Here is a 16,459-nt window from a genome sequence, read left to right as displayed (position 1 = left end):
AGAACGCAACGATGACGACACGCGAATTCGACTACATCATCTGCGGCGCGGGCTCCGCGGGCAACGTGCTCGCGACGCGCCTCACCGAGGACCCGGACGTCACCGTGCTGCTCCTCGAGGCGGGCGGCCCCGACTACCGGTTCGACTTCCGCACGCAGATGCCGGCGGCGCTCGCGTACCCGCTGCAGGGCCGCCGCTACAACTGGGCATACGAAACCGATCCCGAGCCGCACATGAACAACCGCCGGATGGAGTGCGGGCGCGGCAAGGGGCTCGGCGGCTCGTCGCTGATCAACGGGATGTGCTATATCCGCGGCAACGCGCTCGATTACGACAACTGGTCGACGCACAAGGGCCTCGAGGACTGGACGTATCTCGACTGCCTGCCGTACTTCAGGAAGGCCGAGACGCGCGACGTCGGCCCGAACGATTATCACGGCGGCGACGGCCCGGTCTCGGTGACGACGAGCAAGCCCGGCGTGAATCCGCTGTTCGAGGCGATGGTCGAGGCCGGCGTGCAGGCCGGCTATCCGCGCACCGACGACCTCAACGGCTACCAGCAGGAAGGCTTCGGCCCGATGGACCGCACGGTCACGCCGCGCGGCCGCCGCGCCTCGACCGCGCGCGGCTATCTCGACCAGGCGCGGGCGCGGCCGAATCTCGAAATCGTCACGCACGCGCTCGCCGATCGCATCCTGTTCTCCGGCAAGCGCGCGACGGGCGTCACGTTCCTGCACGGCAGCGCGCGCGTCACCGCGCACGCGCGCCGCGAGGTGCTCGTGTGCAGCGGCGCGATCGCCTCGCCGCAACTGCTGCAGCGCTCGGGCGTCGGCCCCGGCGAATGGCTGCGCGAGCTCGACATTCCCGTCGTGCTCGATCTGCCCGGCGTCGGCCGCAATCTGCAGGACCACCTGGAGATGTACATCCAGTTCGAGTGCAAGGAGCCGGTATCGCTGTATCCGGCGCTCAAGTGGTGGAACCAGCCGAAGATCGGTCTCGATTGGATGATCAACGGCACAGGCCTCGGCGCGAGCAACCACTTCGAAGCGGGCGGTTTCATCCGCACGCGCGACGACGATCTGTGGCCGAACATCCAATATCACTTCCTGCCCGTCGCGATCAACTACAACGGCTCGAATGCGATCGAGATGCACGGCTTCCAGGCGCACGTCGGCTCGATGCGCTCGCCGAGCCGCGGCCGCGTGAAGCTGAAATCGCGCGATCCGAACGCGCATCCGAGCATCCTGTTCAACTACATGGCCGAAGCGCTCGACTGGCGCGAATTCCGCGACGCGATTCGCGCGACGCGCGAGATCATGCACCAGCCGGCGCTCGACCGCTTCCGCGGCCGCGAGCTGAACCCGGGCGCGGACCTGAAGAGCGACAACGAGCTCGACGCGTTCGTGCGCGCGCGCGCGGAAACGGCGTTCCATCCGTCGTGCTCGTGCAAGATGGGCTACGACGACATGGCGGTCGTCGACAATGAAGGCCGCGTGCACGGGATCGACGGATTGCGGGTTGTCGATGCGTCGATCATGCCGATCATCACGACCGGCAATCTGAACGCGCCGACGATCATGATCGCCGAGAAGATCGCCGACAAGATCCGCAAGCGAAAGCCGCTCGAACGGTCGAACGCGCGATATTACGTCGCGAACGGCGCGCCCGCGCGCGGCGGCAAGCCTGCCCGAGCGCCCGCCGCCGTGTAAGGCGGCTGCGGAGGTCGCGCCGGCTGCGCGTCGATACTCGAGAACATTCGACGTGACCGCCGGCGCGACACGAAGCGCCGGCGGGCCACGCGAGCGTGGCAACGAGACCGGCAGGCTCGATGTGCATGCCGCGCCCTTCTCGCCCAAGCCGCGCATGTTCCGCGCGACGGCCTCCCCCATGTCCTTTCGGCATCGATAGCGGCGACGAAAAGCTCCACGTCCTTCCTCGAGCTTCGCTCAAGCCGCATTGCACGATTCCCGACGCCGCGCCCCCTTGCGCGACGCAGGTTCGCAGCCGCGCCGGCGCACTCCCGCCACTCCCGCCATACGACCACCGCCGATTGCCCCGCAGCCGGCCGGCTACGCGCCATGTGCACGCGGATCGTCCGCCCTCCTCATGCTCTTCCCGTCTGCTCGCGTGCGATATCCCCGCCCGCCGGGTAGGTCATCGCCCGTCGATATTCGGCCCGGCCGTCGCCTCGACAGCGCATTCGATCCGGCACTGAACTCGCCGAAATGCAACACGGCGAGATACGAATTTCTCGAATTTAAACTCACGCATTCCATATCGACTCGAAAACAACAAGAAAACATATCGAATCGGATCAACAATTCAATCACCCTCAATTCAAAAATTTATAAAAGATCGCACCCCGCTTTATCGCCGCACGCAAACCGCAAATCAAGATAAAGATCGCTTAATCGCCACCACACCCTGCAGGAACGCCACGCATCCGCAAAATCGCCCTCACCCCATCCGAAACAAACAAGCCGAATAAATTAACAATCATCGAAATTAAGCGTATTTTAATTTCATCTAATTCAACACATAATTATTTTTATAAAATCGCGTAATTTTATTGTAAGATGATTGCAAGGCGCCTTCTCCTGGTTGGAAAGGTGCCTCCCGCATTCATGCGGGCCTGCCGCTTTCGATCCGGTCCCCGGCGAAACGCAACATTGCCCGGCCCGGCGATTCAGCGGCGCCATGAAATGCCGTATCCGATCTCGATTATTTAGGATCACTTTTTAACGCAATTCAGGACGATCATGGTCAAGACCTTCTACATCACTGCAGCTCCCGTCGGCGCTGTCCCGAAGTTCCTCGATCCACTGGAGCCGAAGTTCATCCCGCATGCGTTGCTCGAGCTGCTGCCCGCCGATCGGCGCGAGGCGACGATCAAGGCGCTCGAGGCCAATGGATGGGAGGCCGTGCCCGCAGGCGGCATCGTGCGCGAATACGGCTACGACGCACCGATCGATCTGACCGACTACGACGGCGCGCCTGCATCGGCAACGGTGCACGACGCGCTGCGCAACAATGGCTGGACGCCGAGCGGCTCGGTCTGGCACCGCACGCAGACCTCGCCGTCGCTCGCGCAGCCGCCGCTGATCACCCGCAACACGCTCGAGCGGCTATCGTCGGTCGATCTGGTTCGCCAGATCGTCCTGCAACTCACGACGTTCGGCTGGACCGCCACCGAAGACGGCAGCCTGACCTGGGCGCACGACCGGATCCACACCTACCTGTCGCCGGATTTCGTCGAGCGGATGCGCGCCGACAACGCGGCCGTGCTCGATTCGCTGTTCGAAAACGGCTGGCGGATGTGCGGCGCCGGCCACTGGCAACCGGGCAAAGCGCGCTCGCCCTACCTGCCCATCACGGCGAACGGCATCGTCGACGCATCGCGCGAGGCCCTGCGCGAAGGCGCCGCGGTGGTCCATCTGCACACGCGCGCGACCGACGATCAGGCAACGCTCGCCATTCCCGGGCTGAACACGCCGATCGGCATCGGCTCGCAGCGCAATCACATCGTGCTCGACGACTACGACCGGATCATGCCGACGCTGCTCGATCTGGAGCCGTCCGCCATCCTGAATCTGTCGACGAGCGCGCGCGGCGACCGCCGCGCGTCGCAAAGCCCGCTGCGGCGCGCGCACCTGAAGCGCTACGGCCACGCGCAGCTCGCGCCCGACGTCGCGTCGTTCAGCCCCGGCCCCGTCGTGTTCCAGGCGGGCGGCGGCTATGACAACCCGAACGCGTTCCTCGCGGATCAACTCGCCCACTTCGCGGAAGTCGGCGTGCGGCCCGAGATCGAGGTGTTCAACCACACGATCGTCGAGAACTCGGTCACGCTCTATCAATCGCCGCTCGTGAAGGCCGGCGTTCCGGTGCTGTTCATGCTCGTGGCCGCGGTCGACCAATACCACCGCGATCCCGTGAGCGGCGACACGAGCGACGATTCGCTGATCGACGTGCCCACGCGCAAGGCGATCGCGAAGCTGCTGCAGGCGGGCACCGACGACGCGCACGAGAAAGCCGTCGAACTCGCCGCGACGCAGTTGCGTCCCACCGTCGAGAAGCTCCGCGACAACTTCCCGTCATGCAAGATCTCGCTGCTGCTGCCGGGCCCGTTCCAGGCGCTGCTCGTCGACGTCGCGATCGCGCTTGATCTCGACGGCATCCGCGTCGGCCTCGAAGACGCGCTGAACGTCTTCGACGCACGCGTGCCGGGCGGCGTGCGCAAGGCGTGCGGAACGGGCGATCAGGTGCGCTGGCTGCGGCGCGAGCTCGAACGCCGCGGCATCGGCATCGTCGATGCCGAAACGCTGCGCGACGAACTCGGCATGTCGCGCCCCGACGTCGCGCTGTTCCGCCAGGCGGAGGCCGCGCTCGCGCACTATCCGGCCGACGAGCGTCTCGTGTCGGCCGATACGATCCTCGACGCGCTGCACCCGATCGTCGACACGTACCGCAAGATCGAGGACCGGCTCGCCGCCCACCTCGCGAGCGCCGAATCGCTGCCGGCCGATCCCGCCGCGCTCGCCGAGCACGTGCTGACGGCCGCGCGCAGCTTCGGCATCACGATTCGCTCGTTCGTCGAAGAGCTCGACCGCTACGAGGACCACGAATATCTGGTCGCGCGCTACATCCAGATTCCGCAGGCGCTGAACTTCGCGCGCGAGTTGCTCGTGCCGCGCGGCTATTCGATCGAAGCGTACGACCGCGCGCTCGAAGACTACGCGCGCCCCGGCAAGACCGTGACGCGCGAGCACGCGAGCTACAGCGTGCGCGTCGATCAGTTCAAGCCGCTGCCGCTGCGTTGCCTCGAATATCTGGTGGGGATTCCTTGCCGATACAACAGCGACTACAGCAACGTGGTCAATCTCGGCTTGCGGCAGAGCCCGCGCTACAGCGCGACGATGGCGCTCCTCTATCACGCGCTGCGCGAACTCACGCTCGAGTTGCGCGATCGCTCGAATGCGTCGCGCAAGGCATGCGGCCCGCTGTGGACCGTGCTCGAGACGCCGGCGGACGCAAGCGAGCCCCCCGTGCGCCGCGACGTCGCGCCCGACGAACTGGCCGCCGCGATCGCGAGCGTCGACTGGGTCGTGCTGCCGAGCACGCCGACCACCAACTACCCGCTCGGCATCAAGCTGTCCAACGGGATGGCGCAACTGTTTCATGGCTTCGTCGCGCAGATCGCCGCCGATCCCACGCTGCGCCCGTCCCGGCAGACGCGCCGCGACACGCCGCTGCGCCTGCTCGCGATCACGCATTCGGGGCGCCGCGACGACGGCGAAACGGTGATCGAAGCGAGCATGCTGCACAACCGCTTCGCGCTGAACGCGGACCCGTCCGGCATCTACTTCAGCGAGGAGTCGCAGCTGATCTACGAGCGGCTGATCTTGCCGCGCCTCGTCGACAAGCCGGCGAAGCTCGCCTATACCGAGCGGCAACTGGTGCGCCGCGACGCAGCCGGCTTCCCGCTGTATCAGGACGGCGCGCGTGCGCGCCGCATCAATGCCGAGCAGATCGAACGGCTGCCGTTGCTCAAGTGCTTCGCGCACAGCTCGGGGATCGCGACCGCGCAGCAGCTCGACGTGCAGGCATGCCGCGACGGCGAGCGGCTCGGCCTCACGGGCGACGAACTGCGCGCGTTCTTCGATCGCGCGCTGCTCGTGTCGTTCGGCTCCGCCGCGGACATTCATCTCGACTGGCTCGGCACGTCGGTCGTCGACGTGACCGCGTTCAACGACGTGCGCAGCCTTGCCGGCACGACAAGCCGCCATTACGTGATTCAGCCCGGCGAGCATGCGGACGTGCTGCAGCACTGCCTCGTGCACACGCAGCCCGCCGACTACCGCTACGATCACGCGACCCCCGTCTGGCAGGACGGCCGGCAAGGCAAGATCGTCGCGCGGCTCACGGGCGTGTTCCTGCTCGACGACCATGCGCGGCTCGACGACGGCCACTCGATTCGCCGCTACCTCGCCGCAAGCCCGCTGTGGCTTCGTCAATGGATCGCGCGCTTTCACGATGCGCCCGCCGACACCGGCGCACACGCGATCCTGCGCGAGCTGCAATCGTCGATGACCGACTATCGGTCGAGCGCGAACCAGACGACGCGACGAGCGCTCGCATAAGCGCGGGCGCATGCCGGCGGCATCGTGCGCCGGCATGCGCGCCCCGGCCGGGCTCGCGGCAACGGCCCGCGCGCCGCCGCCGCGAGCGCGGTCGCGCCGCCCCCCCGGCCGATGGCGCGCCCGTTCCAGCCGCATGCCGCTTTCCTTCTATGGCGGCGAATAATGGTCAAGTCTACTGGGCGAGCCACGCCCCACGCATCCCGCGCGGGGCCGGCTTCCGACCAGAGACCGCCATGCCAGCCGCTCCCGCCGCCCCTTCGCGCGCCAGCGCCGCCGCCCGCCTCGAACGCCTGCCGTTTTCCGGGTACCACAAGCTCATCTTCGCGATCATCGCGATCGCGTTCTTCTTCGATTCGGTCGATCTCGGCACGATGACTTTCGTGCTCGGCTCGATCAAGCGGGAGTTCGGCCTGTCGACGGCGACGGCCGGCCTCGTCGCGAGCGCGAGCTTCTTCGGAATGGTGCTCGGCGCCGCGATCGCGGGACTGCTCGCGGACCGCTTCGGCCGGCGGCCCGTCTTCCAGTGGAGAAGGCGCAACCAAACCGAACTTTATCCATTATTATCAAACACTTAACATTGATTTTTGCCGATTCAGAACCGCCCCAAAACACACTGATACGCCCTTTAGGAAACAAGCACTTACAGACGCATTTTGGACGGCATCCAGTGGCAGCCAGTGCGTCATCGTCTATACTCGTCCGTGACCAAACACACCGCCGGAGGCCGCCGGCGACATTCCAAATGGCGCAATGCACGAATTTCTACGATGCGTTCAAAGCGAACATGGACGCGCTTCGCCTTCCCGTTCCCACCACTCTGTTCGCGACGCTACAGACCTCGATCGCGAGCCTCACCTCGATCATGTCGACACTGAAGACGCTTGGCCCCGACGCGACAGTCGCCGAGGTAGCGGGCGCAGCGACTAAACTAGAGGCGCTGAATGCTGCGGGTAGCATCTTGGCTTGCGCCTATCTCGGTGCCGTCATCGGGAGCCTAATGGTCGCTACCGATGCCGCGACTTCATGCAAGTCCGGACGTGGAGCGAACACCTCTATCGCAATCTTGCAGTGGGCTGCTCGTCACGGCTTGTCCGTTCATCCGCTCGTGATGTCGCAAATGTTGCGCCACCCCGAAATCTTCGCGCCCGGCCCGAACAACACCTACGGGATGAAGATGAACTTGGCGCTCAGGGGCATGAGATGAAGTGGATCACAGATCGGTTGCTATTGATCGTCACCGCAGCGATATGCTTAGCCGCCAGTTGGATCATCGTCCGGCTCACCGGCGAGTGGTTTCCGTCGATCCTGCTCGTCATATCGTTCGCAACGCTACTGATCGACAACGCTCGTTTGCGCAAACTGCTAGAGCAAAACGGAATCAATCCACGCCAACGGAAGCGGTGATCGACGCGTAAAGCCCCGGTCGAGCGACCGGGGCAACGAAGGAACTACTTCTTGACCGGCTCGATACCCCAACATTGCGCGGACCGCCCTTCTTCCGGGATCGCCTCACGGTTGTACTTGCACTTGTTGATCGTATCGAGCGCGACCTTGTACCGATCGACCAGCGGATCAGCGATGCTGGCTAGGTGCGCATCTCGCACCGTCTGGTCGGGCGTGCTGCAGTCTGCGCCCATATGGGAAACATCGGGCCTGTAAATGCCACCAATGGGCGATACCAACCCCTCGATGCCGGCGCCCTCGATTACCTCGTAAAGCACCTGCGACGTCGGCTTATACGTGCTCACCACCACCATGCCGTCGTCGTTGACGGTTCGAACCTCTTTTGGCCCCGCACACGATACGATCGGCCGAGCCGCGAAAATGACTCGCCCCTTGAGATATTCGCGCGCGCCGTACACCTGCAGGTCGCGCTTGAACTGATCAACTTCGGCGCCCCGCCGTGCCGAATCGATGTATCCGGACATGTCGTCGAGCTCGAAGTACACCAGCGCCCATTCGCTGATGTTCGTTTTCGAGTTCGCAATCTCGGCGTCAGTCGGCCCGATGCCGCCGTTTTCACTCATGACGATGTCGTGCAGCTTCGAGCCGCTGACGACGCCAGGATAGACCGCGATGTCGGCACCCCTCGCCTTGAATGCGTTCTGCAGCGCGGTGATCGTTGGCTGCACGTCGCCGGCAGAAGCATCCGGCGCGGACGCCGCATTCGACACATCCACCGCAACAGCCATTGCGCGTGCGCGCTGCGTCGACACCAGCGGCACCCCCGAATACGCAAGGCGGATTGCCGGACCGGATGCGGACGGCGTCGGCGAATCGTCACCGCCACCACACGCCGTAAGTGTGAGCCCAGCCAGAACTACGGAAATCAGCGTTTTTTTCATTGTGGTTCTCAGGTCGGAAGTTGTTATATCCCCGGATCGTAGATTTTACATATTGATTACGAATTCTGGAAATAGAAAGCCCGCGGCAAGCGCGGGCCTCGGTTAGAACAGGCCGACCGGTTGCGCGGCGTCGTCCCAACTGAAGATGATCAGCTCGCGGCGCTCGACGCCCTTCCCGCCGCCTATCGTGTACTGAATCGGCACGCTCTCGATATGGAAACCGGCGAACACGCGCCGGATCTCCGGATGGTCGTTGAGGCTGACGATCGCGCGCCCCTTGATCGACCGCAACCGCTCGGCCATCTTCTCGTACTCCGTGAAAGGGAATGCGACGCCGTACCCTTCAGTCTCGAAGTACGGCGGATCGAGGTAGAACAGCGTGTGCGGCCGATCGTAACGATCGATGCAGGTCGCCCAATCGAGCCGCTCGATGTACGCATTCGCGAGGCGAATGTGCGCCGCCGATAGCTCTTCCTCAATGCGCAGCAGGTTCAGGCCCGGCACCGTAGTCGTCGCCGTTCCGAACGTCTGACCTTCGAGCTTCCCGCCAAAGCAACTTTTTTGCAGGTAGTAGAACCGCGCCGCACGCTGGATATCGGTGAGGGTTTCCGGGACCGTATGCTTCAGCCACTCGAACACCTGCCTGCTCGTCAGCGCCCATTTGAACTGACGCACGAACTCTTCGAGATGGTGCTGAACGACGCGATACAGGTTCACCAGTTCGCCGTTGATATCGTTGATCACCTCGACCTTGGCCGGCGGTCGCATGAAGTACAGCGCCGCCCCGCCCGCGAACACCTCGACGTAACAGTCGTGCTTCGGAAAGCGCGGGATGATGTGGTCAGCGAGTCGACGCTTGCCGCCGATCCAAGGGATGATGGGATTTGCCATTGTGAAAGCCGTTTTTAAACTTGGTGTAGAATCCGGCCCGCCTACGTAGGTAAGCAGGGCCTTGGCCGATTCACTGGCTCAGACAGTGGAATAGCGACAGAGGGGCGTGTTGCCGCACAACCCTCTGTCGCCCTGTTTCTATCGCGGCACTGCGGCCGTCAGCGCGTCGTAGTCGCTTTCGCATTGCCGCCCGGCAACGCCTCGGTCGTCAGCGATTCGCGCGAACTCTCCCGCAGCCTCGTCAGCCCGGCCGAACAGGTCGGCAAGCAGATCGAGGGCGCCGCCGGCTGCCGCGCTTCCGGCCGGAGCGCCGGGATCATGCATTCCGGCGACAAGCTCGGCGACCTGCTTGCGCAGGCTGTTAGCAGCAGCATCGGCAGCATCAGCAGCAGCGCGAGCCTGTTCACGTTGTTTCGCAGCATTTTCGGCATTCCCCTGTTGTTGGCGCGCGATACGGTCGCTTTCGTCGCGCTCGACGACGAGCTCGCGAATTCGCTGCGCCTGAGTTTCTACGGTGCGCGACTGGTCGGCGTCGCGATGACCCTTGAAATAGCCAGCCGCGGAACCGATGACCACCGCCGCGACGATCGCGAACCAAACCCGCAGATCGAGCCAGGTCATATCCCCTCCGAGTACGTCGTGCTCGTCGAGCCAAACGATGCCGTCAGCACCTGTCGACGCGGCTTCGCCCCGATCGGCGCAAGGCCGATGTGAACCCACGTGCCCTCCTGAATCAGCTGGTCGAATTCGATCGGCGACGCCCTGATCGCCCGGCAGATGTCGAGCGGCGTGCCGATTTTCGGACAGACGAAATCGGCGGCCAGACCCGACAGATGCGCGCTGCTCGGAACGCCGCCAACTGCGCGATTTAGCGCCGCGGCTCGATAGCCCGAGGTGATGCGCACGGGTCGCCCGCCGAGCACGTCGCGCACGCGCTCGAGCATTTCGGCCGTCCTGCGCAGGTTCGCCGTGACGGCGGCCGACGGTGTGTTATCGATGCCGCGCCGGCGCGCCGTGTCGCTCGCCGTCAATTCCTCGAGCGTGAAATGTGCTGTCAGATTCGTCATCCTCACTTCCCCGCAATCATTCGTTTGGCATTCCGGCGCAGCAGCACTTCGAGGTACTGCGACCCGACGATGCCAAGCGCGCTACCCAGACCGAGCAACGCGATCGGCGGCAGATCAGGGATCTGCAACAGCGCAAGACCCGCGACCATCGACGTCGCCGAACCGAGCACGGCACGCCCAGCCACAAGCCGGAACGTCAGTTGCTCGCTACCCACCAACACTTTCGCAATGCCAATCAGCCCGCCCATGAGAATCAACTCCAGAATCGTCTTTTCGTGCTCTTGCATTACCGCTCCCCGTTCCTGCCCCGTAAAAAGAAGGGCCGCCAATTGGCGGCCCATCACACAATCCCCGTCGCATCCAGCACCATGAAGCGCGAATGCCACTGCTCTCGAAATCCTGCCAAGTTCGGCTTTCGGCCACCTCCGTACATTGTTGTCCCCCACGAAACACTGTTCCCGCTCACGCGAATTGAACTCAACTCGACGCCCCCAGGGTCATAGCTCCACGCGTGACGGACCGGATAAATTCCCGAAACGATGATTGGAACGCCGTATGCTCGAGAGTCCCACTGCGGGCTCGGAGCACCAGCTACCATCCACCCATCCCCAGGAACATATTCGTTGTAGATAACGTCGAGCACGCGCAGAAATGGTTTGGATGAGTCAGCAATGAGGCGCCCTTGCCCATTGAATACCTGAAGCCCGAAATTTCCAGACGACGGCGGCACCTGATCGAACTGAAAAAAATACACGGTGCACGGTCGCTCCGTTACAAATCTCAGGGTGTATGTAGCCCCGTTAACATCGGTACTCCAAACCGTGATGCCAACACCATCTGACGCATATACGCCGTACATCGGACCTGCCGTTGCATTGAACGTAAACGCGACACTGGGAAGAGTCACATTGAATGGTTTCCATGCATCGTTGACCGCGAGGCGCAGCGATGTATCCACCGACTGTGCCGACATCGCCTGCACCATTTGGTAATTCGGCGTCAATCCATCGATTTGATACACGCCCCTATCCGTAAACGCCTGAAATCCTGCCGGCATTAATAAACTCCATAAACTATCCACCCGGGAACCTGCGTGTACGCATTAGACCCACTCGTATTGCCGCTGTACCGCCAGCTCAAGCCGTTCCTGTCGATCGCAATAATCGGGGATGGCTCGGCGCCTGATACTCGATAAAAAATGTGAGCGGGCATGAACGACCAGAATGGCTCCCCGCCGGACATGTCCGCTGCCACACTTCCATCCCCCCCACCTGTCCACGCGATACCGACGACTCGCCCTGCACGCGACCTTGCATCGAGAATGACCCGACCAGCGCCGTCGAAAATCTGAAGCCCTGTCCCCATTACCACATCCCCATGCGCACCCGCAGCACGCCGTTACCGTCGTAGACACGGACACTGCTACCATCCATCACAAGCCGATTTCCGCTGCCGTCCGCTGCGTTGATTTCGAACCAACCGGTCTTATCCAACCGCCATCCCTGCCGCCCCGCGATGTAGTTGTCGGACTGGATGTAGCTGCCGATCATCGCGTTCGTAATCCAGCCCGCACCGATCAGCGCCTGACGCAAGAACACCTGCCCGCCCTGCACGACGAACGGCGCACCGATCACACCGGAGCCGTCCTCGTCGATCACGGCGAACCGCTTCGCCGACACGAGCACCTGCGATTCGACGACGCCGTTTTCGTTGTCGATGCCCACACCGATCGACGCCATGTATTTGTGGCCGTCGGCGGTCGTCTGTACCTTGATCTGATACGAAGCCGCGACACGTCCGTTCAGGTCGGCGTAGGACTTCGCAACGGTTTGCACCGCAGCCACGTTGTCGTCCACCTGCGCCTGCACCGTCGTGATGTCCTGCGCCATCGCACGATCAGCTTCGACACGCGCAATCGTCTCCTTCTGCACCGCGGCGTTCAGCAGATTCGAGCCCGAGTGCAGCTGGGCCGCGACTGTTTCGACCTTCTTCGCGACCGCCATATCGCCCTCGGCGATCGCCGCTTGCAGTGACCACACGCCAGCATTGAGTCTTTCGTCGCCCGCGTAGATCGTTGCGTCGCCGGCCATCGGCGGGGTGATCAGGTCGATCGGCGCGCGCAGCTCCGTGCCAAGCGCCGACTTCCCGATCTGGCCGGCGAAATACTTCTCATAGTCGCTTTGATCCGTGCTCGGCTGACCCTGCACGCCCGGCCCCTTCGCCGGGAACCACGGCCCGACGTTGCCGGACGTGTCGACCAGGCGCGCCCAGAAATAAAACACCTGCCCGACCGCGAGCCCCTGATACGACGTCGACGCCTGCGGATACGCGAAGTCGGAGAACTTGGTCGCGTCGTCGCGATTCGGCGTGCGGCTGTACCAGATCTCCGTTCGCTGCGTGTCGCCGGCGGAGCCGTCACCCGGGAACGCCCATTTCAGGTCGATCCCGTACACGATGCCCGCCGCGGTCAGCGACACGACCGACGGCGGCGGAGTGGTTTTCCCGGTCAGCTGCGTATCGACGCCATACGCCGGAATCGACGTCACGCCGAGCGCGTTTTCGGCGCGCACGCGCGCGAGGTATTTGCCCTGATAGATGCCCGGCACCTCAACCTGCAAACCGCCCGTCGACGGCGCCCGCACCCACTCGCCGTTGTCCTTGCGCCATTCGGCGACGTAGCTCGTCGCGTGGTTCGCCGCATCCCACGCGATCACCATCGACGTTTTCGAAATGCCCTGATCGACTACCGAGTACGTCGACAGGCGTACGTTCGACGGCGGTGGCTGTACCGAAGGCGGAACAATCGTGATCGGCCGTTGCTGGATCTGCGCGCCGTCGTCGATCGCCGCATACTTGCCCGGCTCATACTGTGTCGCGTTGATCGTGTAGACGATCTGGCCGTTGTCGTCGCTCTCCTGCACACTCACCACGCGATACTGCTGCGCGGCGAGTTCGTTGCTCTCGACCATCCACACAGCGCCCGGCACCGGATCAGCGTCGAAGCGCGCGGCAAGCGTCACCGTGTCACCGTTGACGGCCTTCACCACCCGCGCCTGCGCGATGCCCGACGGCAAGATCGCCGTGAAACGATCGCCGGCGGCGATAGTCGGCGCCTTGTCGAGCGTGATCGTCTCGCCGGCTGCGGCGCGGATACGGCCGCCGATCCGGCGGCCGGCCTTCTTAGGGTCGGCAACGGCGATCACCTGTCCCGGCGCACAAAGCGTCCCGTCGAGCCCGACCTGAAACGAGACCGTCCCGGTCTCGTACCGCGACGTCAGCAGCAGCCACCGACCGAGACGGTGCGCCTGCGCCTGCGACGTGCAGCCGAACGCCGTGACCTCCGTCTTGATGACGCCGTATCGCGCGATCCCGTCGTCGTCCTGCACGGCTTCGACAGCCTGCTTGTACTGGTTCGTCGGATCGTTGTAGCTGACGAGCGCGACCGTGTAGCGCGTCTTGCGCTCGCTGCCGACGTACTTGAATGAACCGCCGACGACGTTCGCGGCCGTGTACAGGTAGACCGGATCGGACGGCATATCGGCCGACGCGACGACGGAGCCGGCCCCCCAATACGAAATCCCGCGAAAGACACTTGCGATATCCTGCACGACCTTGAACGCATCCGCCTTTGTCTGAATCACGCAGTTGCACGTAAAGCGCGGCTCCTTGCCGCCCTTCCCGTCCGATACCAGCTCGTCACAGTGACGCGCGATTGCGTACAGCGCCCACTTGTCGACCATCGACGCATCGACACGGTCGCCCAATCCGTTGAGCTTGTCGAGCAGTAGGCCGTAGTAGACCCAAGCTGGATTGTTCGTCCATGCTGCCTTGAACGTGCCATCCCAAGTGCCCGAATACGTGCGGGTCTCCGGATCGTAATTTGTCGGAACACGGAAGATCATCCCTCGCACGTGATACGAACGCACCGGCACGCTCGAGAACGAACGTGCGTCGAACGTCATGCCGACGAGCGCCGTCATCGGATAGCGAAGCTTCCGATCGATGATTTCGGTGATCGCTTCGATGTTGATCGCGTCGGCGATCGTCGCCGTGTGCGCGTTCGGCGTGATACGGCGCACACGGATCAGCCAGCCGTTTTTCGCGCGCGGCAGCTCGATCCGATGCGAGCGCTCGTAGAGCGACGTCGTCTTGCCGTCGAACGCACCGGCCAGCACCTGCGTATACGACCCGCCGTCGACCGACAAGTCGATCGCATAGTCGACGCGATAGCCTGTGATGTTGCCATTTGACGTGTCCTGACGCTGTAGCGCCGGCACGCCGAAGCGCACACGCACCGCGGTCAGTTGCGTATTCTGGATCTGGCGCACCCACGGCGCGTCGGACGTCAGCGGCACGCCGACGCCGGCCTCACGCTCGACGGCCGGAAAGCCCGGGATGTAGTCCTGATCCTGCGTGCCCGTCCGCACGTCGACGGTGTAGTTCTGGAAATTCAGCGAACCGTCCGCGTTCTGGATCGGTGTGCCGTCGAGATAGACCGACTGCAGGCCATTCACCAGCCCCACGATCGGCCCCGCCGAGATCACATCGAGCACCTTCGCGCGCGCAATCGAATGCAGACTGTCGGGCGATTCGCTGCTGCCACCACCACCGCCGCCGCCCTTCGCGCCGTAGATCCGCTTCAGCCCTCTTTCTGCATGGAGCTTCTTCAAACCTGATCCTCCGCATAGATTCCCGAGCTGCCCACCTTCGAGCCGACGATCATTTCGCCGATAACGAGCGGCACCGGTTCGCCCTGCGCCGCACTGTTCACGGGTCCGTTGAAGTAGTACGACGTGCCGTTGTTGGCCGCCCCCGCGAGCCCGGCCTGTTGCGGACTCAGCATCTGCACAATGCCGCCCAGCGCCATCGACGCACCGAGCCCCATCAGCGACGCACCCCACGGCTGCGCGAAACCGAACGTCGCGATCGCGCCGACAGCGACGAGTGCGGCGCCGAGAATCGTGTTGAAGAGCCCGCCGCGCTTGCTGCCAATAATTACCGGCGCAATGCGAATCTCGTCGCGCCCCACCGGATGCTCGAGCTCGTCTTCACCGATGTTGCGCCGACCATTGAAAACGGCAAACGTCAGACCATCGTCGCGCGCCGACATCAGGAACGCGCGGAAGCCAGGAATCAGCACCGACAGCGCGCGCACCGCCTCCGCGGTCGACGAAACGGCGAGACGATGGATGCGACCGAACCGCACGCCGAGCGTGCTGTGCAGCCGAATCGTGCATAGCGTCTCGTTCATTTCCGCCCTCCCGCGTAGCGCAGCACCGTCGTGCAGCAATCGGCCCACATTCCGCCCCACACCGCGCGCGCGGACAAACGCCCGTGCATGTGATGCAGAAACTGCCCGTCGCCGAGATACACGCCCGCGTGATTCGGCACGTCGTTCTTGCTGCGGATCTGCATCAGCAACACGTCACCGACCTGCAACGTCACGCCACGGCCGACGTCAAGGAAACCGGCGTCCTGATAGTGGTTGAGGTAGAGGTTCGACCGGCCGTCGTTCCACCAGTCGTCCTCGCGCTCGAAGTCGGGTAGCAAGACGCCGCGCTCAGCGAGATACCAGTCGCGCACGATCGCGTAGCAGTCGTGCACGCCATGCACAAACTGCCGGCCGATCAACCGCGTGACATAGCCGGCCGGCTCGAACTCGCACCAGTCGTCGATGCCGATCGAGCCGTCGGCCTGCACGCCGAGCGAGACGATCACCCATTTCTCGATACCGCTGCGCTCGCACATCGCGCGATCCGCTTCGCTCGGCTGCGCCGACGCCCCCGGATGCGAATGCACAAGAGCGACAATCTCGCCCATGTCTTCGGCCGCGGCGTAGTCCTCCGACGCGAGCGCGAACTGGTCGGTCGGCACGGCCGCAAGGTTGCGGCAGCGCACGTATATCTCGCCGCTCTCGGTCTTCACGACGAGCCCGCAGCACTCGCGCGGATACTCTGCGAGCGCGTGCGCCTCAATCGCCTTCTTGATCTGTTCGTCCATAAAAAAACCCGCCGTTTGG

At 63.8% G+C, this 16,459-nt stretch carries 14 protein-coding genes and 1 pseudogene; 5 read left to right on the top strand and 10 right to left on the bottom strand.

Annotation, left to right across the window (positions count from 1 at the left end):
* Positions 1-11 precede the first annotated feature (11 nt).
* The 5 genes and pseudogenes from betA (at position 12) to BTH_RS29960 (ending at position 7,541) form a co-directional block, all read left to right on the top strand.
* Complete coding sequence (gene betA, locus BTH_RS05510) at positions 12-1,709, top strand: choline dehydrogenase (RefSeq protein WP_009896556.1); 1,698 nt, start codon at positions 12-14, stop codon at positions 1,707-1,709.
* Positions 1,710-2,759: 1,050 nt separating this feature from the next.
* Entirely contained in the window at positions 2,760-6,137 is a 3,378-nt protein-coding gene (locus tag BTH_RS05505) for a 3-keto-5-aminohexanoate cleavage protein (protein ID WP_009896555.1), read from the top strand.
* Positions 6,138-6,370: 233 nt separating this feature from the next.
* Positions 6,371-6,664: pseudogene (locus BTH_RS33230) on the top strand (MFS transporter); the annotation flags it as partial.
* A gap of 215 nt (positions 6,665-6,879) precedes the next feature.
* Positions 6,880-7,341, top strand: a complete 462-nt coding sequence (locus BTH_RS05495) for a hypothetical protein (RefSeq protein WP_009896550.1) — start codon at positions 6,880-6,882, stop codon at positions 7,339-7,341.
* A complete protein-coding gene (locus BTH_RS29960; RefSeq protein WP_009896547.1) occupies positions 7,338-7,541 on the top strand; it encodes a hypothetical protein in 204 nt (67 codons plus the stop codon). The genes BTH_RS05495 and BTH_RS29960 overlap by 4 nt, the downstream gene beginning before the upstream one ends.
* Before the next feature lie 44 nt (positions 7,542-7,585).
* Here the strand turns inward: BTH_RS29960 and BTH_RS05490 are convergent, their stop codons facing one another.
* The 10 genes from BTH_RS05490 to BTH_RS05455 form a co-directional block, all read right to left on the bottom strand.
* Positions 7,586-8,482 (bottom strand): hypothetical protein, encoded by an 897-nt coding sequence (locus BTH_RS05490; protein WP_011401129.1) that lies wholly within the window; start codon positions 8,480-8,482, stop codon positions 7,586-7,588.
* Positions 8,483-8,584: 102 nt separating this feature from the next.
* Complete coding sequence (locus tag BTH_RS05485; protein WP_009896543.1) at positions 8,585-9,373, bottom strand: DNA adenine methylase; 789 nt, start codon at positions 9,371-9,373, stop codon at positions 8,585-8,587.
* Between the two features lie 138 nt (positions 9,374-9,511).
* Entirely contained in the window at positions 9,512-9,994 is a 483-nt protein-coding gene (locus tag BTH_RS29955) for a DUF2514 family protein (RefSeq protein WP_043288963.1), read from the bottom strand.
* Positions 9,991-10,440, bottom strand: a complete 450-nt coding sequence (locus BTH_RS05475) for a D-Ala-D-Ala carboxypeptidase family metallohydrolase (protein WP_009896538.1) — start codon at positions 10,438-10,440, stop codon at positions 9,991-9,993. The genes BTH_RS29955 and BTH_RS05475 overlap by 4 nt, the downstream gene beginning before the upstream one ends.
* Before the next feature lie 2 nt (positions 10,441-10,442).
* A complete protein-coding gene (locus tag BTH_RS05470) occupies positions 10,443-10,727 on the bottom strand; it encodes a holin (protein WP_009896536.1) in 285 nt (94 codons plus the stop codon).
* Between the two features lie 53 nt (positions 10,728-10,780).
* Positions 10,781-11,497 carry a hypothetical protein gene (locus BTH_RS29950; RefSeq protein ID WP_080511277.1) on the bottom strand — a complete coding sequence of 239 codons (717 nt, stop codon included), beginning with the start codon at positions 11,495-11,497 and terminating at the stop codon, positions 10,781-10,783.
* Positions 11,497-11,805 (bottom strand): hypothetical protein, encoded by a 309-nt coding sequence (locus tag BTH_RS35560; protein WP_025404176.1) that lies wholly within the window; start codon positions 11,803-11,805, stop codon positions 11,497-11,499. Before BTH_RS35560 ends, BTH_RS29950 begins: the two co-directional genes overlap by 1 nt.
* Positions 11,805-15,110 carry a host specificity protein J gene (locus tag BTH_RS05465; protein ID WP_011401124.1) on the bottom strand — a complete coding sequence of 1,102 codons (3,306 nt, stop codon included), beginning with the start codon at positions 15,108-15,110 and terminating at the stop codon, positions 11,805-11,807. Before BTH_RS05465 ends, BTH_RS35560 begins: the two co-directional genes overlap by 1 nt.
* Positions 15,107-15,691, bottom strand: a complete 585-nt coding sequence (locus tag BTH_RS05460) for a tail assembly protein (RefSeq protein ID WP_009896531.1) — start codon at positions 15,689-15,691, stop codon at positions 15,107-15,109. Before BTH_RS05460 ends, BTH_RS05465 begins: the two co-directional genes overlap by 4 nt.
* Positions 15,688-16,440: a C40 family peptidase gene (locus BTH_RS05455; protein WP_009896529.1), complete on the bottom strand. Its 753-nt coding sequence runs from the start codon at positions 16,438-16,440 to the stop codon at positions 15,688-15,690. Before BTH_RS05455 ends, BTH_RS05460 begins: the two co-directional genes overlap by 4 nt.
* Between the last annotated feature and the right edge of the window lie 19 nt (positions 16,441-16,459).

The sequence above is a fragment of the Burkholderia thailandensis E264 genome, from assembly GCF_000012365.1.
In the GTDB taxonomy this organism is placed as follows: domain Bacteria; phylum Pseudomonadota; class Gammaproteobacteria; order Burkholderiales; family Burkholderiaceae; genus Burkholderia; species Burkholderia thailandensis.
Note: the sequence above shows the minus strand (reverse complement) of the source record. Positions and strands in the feature narration are given on the sequence as shown.

Bases quoted from the DNA above. Each gene is read 5' to 3' on its own strand.
- betA (WP_009896556.1), top strand. From the start codon at position 12: ATGACGACACGCGAATTCGACTACATCATCTGCGGCGCGGGCTCCGCG.
- BTH_RS05505 (WP_009896555.1), top strand. From the start codon at position 2,760: ATGGTCAAGACCTTCTACATCACTGCAGCTCCCGTCGGCGCTGTCCCG.
- BTH_RS05495 (WP_009896550.1), top strand. From the start codon at position 6,880: ATGGCGCAATGCACGAATTTCTACGATGCGTTCAAAGCGAACATGGAC.
- BTH_RS29960 (WP_009896547.1), top strand. From the start codon at position 7,338: ATGAAGTGGATCACAGATCGGTTGCTATTGATCGTCACCGCAGCGATA.
- BTH_RS05490 (WP_011401129.1), bottom strand. From the start codon at position 8,482: ATGAAAAAAACGCTGATTTCCGTAGTTCTGGCTGGGCTCACACTTACG.
- BTH_RS05485 (WP_009896543.1), bottom strand. From the start codon at position 9,373: ATGGCAAATCCCATCATCCCTTGGATCGGCGGCAAGCGTCGACTCGCT.
- BTH_RS29955 (WP_043288963.1), bottom strand. From the start codon at position 9,994: ATGACCTGGCTCGATCTGCGGGTTTGGTTCGCGATCGTCGCGGCGGTG.
- BTH_RS05475 (WP_009896538.1), bottom strand. From the start codon at position 10,440: ATGACGAATCTGACAGCACATTTCACGCTCGAGGAATTGACGGCGAGC.
- BTH_RS05470 (WP_009896536.1), bottom strand. From the start codon at position 10,727: ATGCAAGAGCACGAAAAGACGATTCTGGAGTTGATTCTCATGGGCGGG.
- BTH_RS29950 (WP_080511277.1), bottom strand. From the start codon at position 11,497: ATGCCGGCAGGATTTCAGGCGTTTACGGATAGGGGCGTGTATCAAATC.
- BTH_RS35560 (WP_025404176.1), bottom strand. From the start codon at position 11,805: ATGGGGACAGGGCTTCAGATTTTCGACGGCGCTGGTCGGGTCATTCTC.
- BTH_RS05460 (WP_009896531.1), bottom strand. From the start codon at position 15,691: ATGAACGAGACGCTATGCACGATTCGGCTGCACAGCACGCTCGGCGTG.
- BTH_RS05455 (WP_009896529.1), bottom strand. From the start codon at position 16,440: ATGGACGAACAGATCAAGAAGGCGATTGAGGCGCACGCGCTCGCAGAG.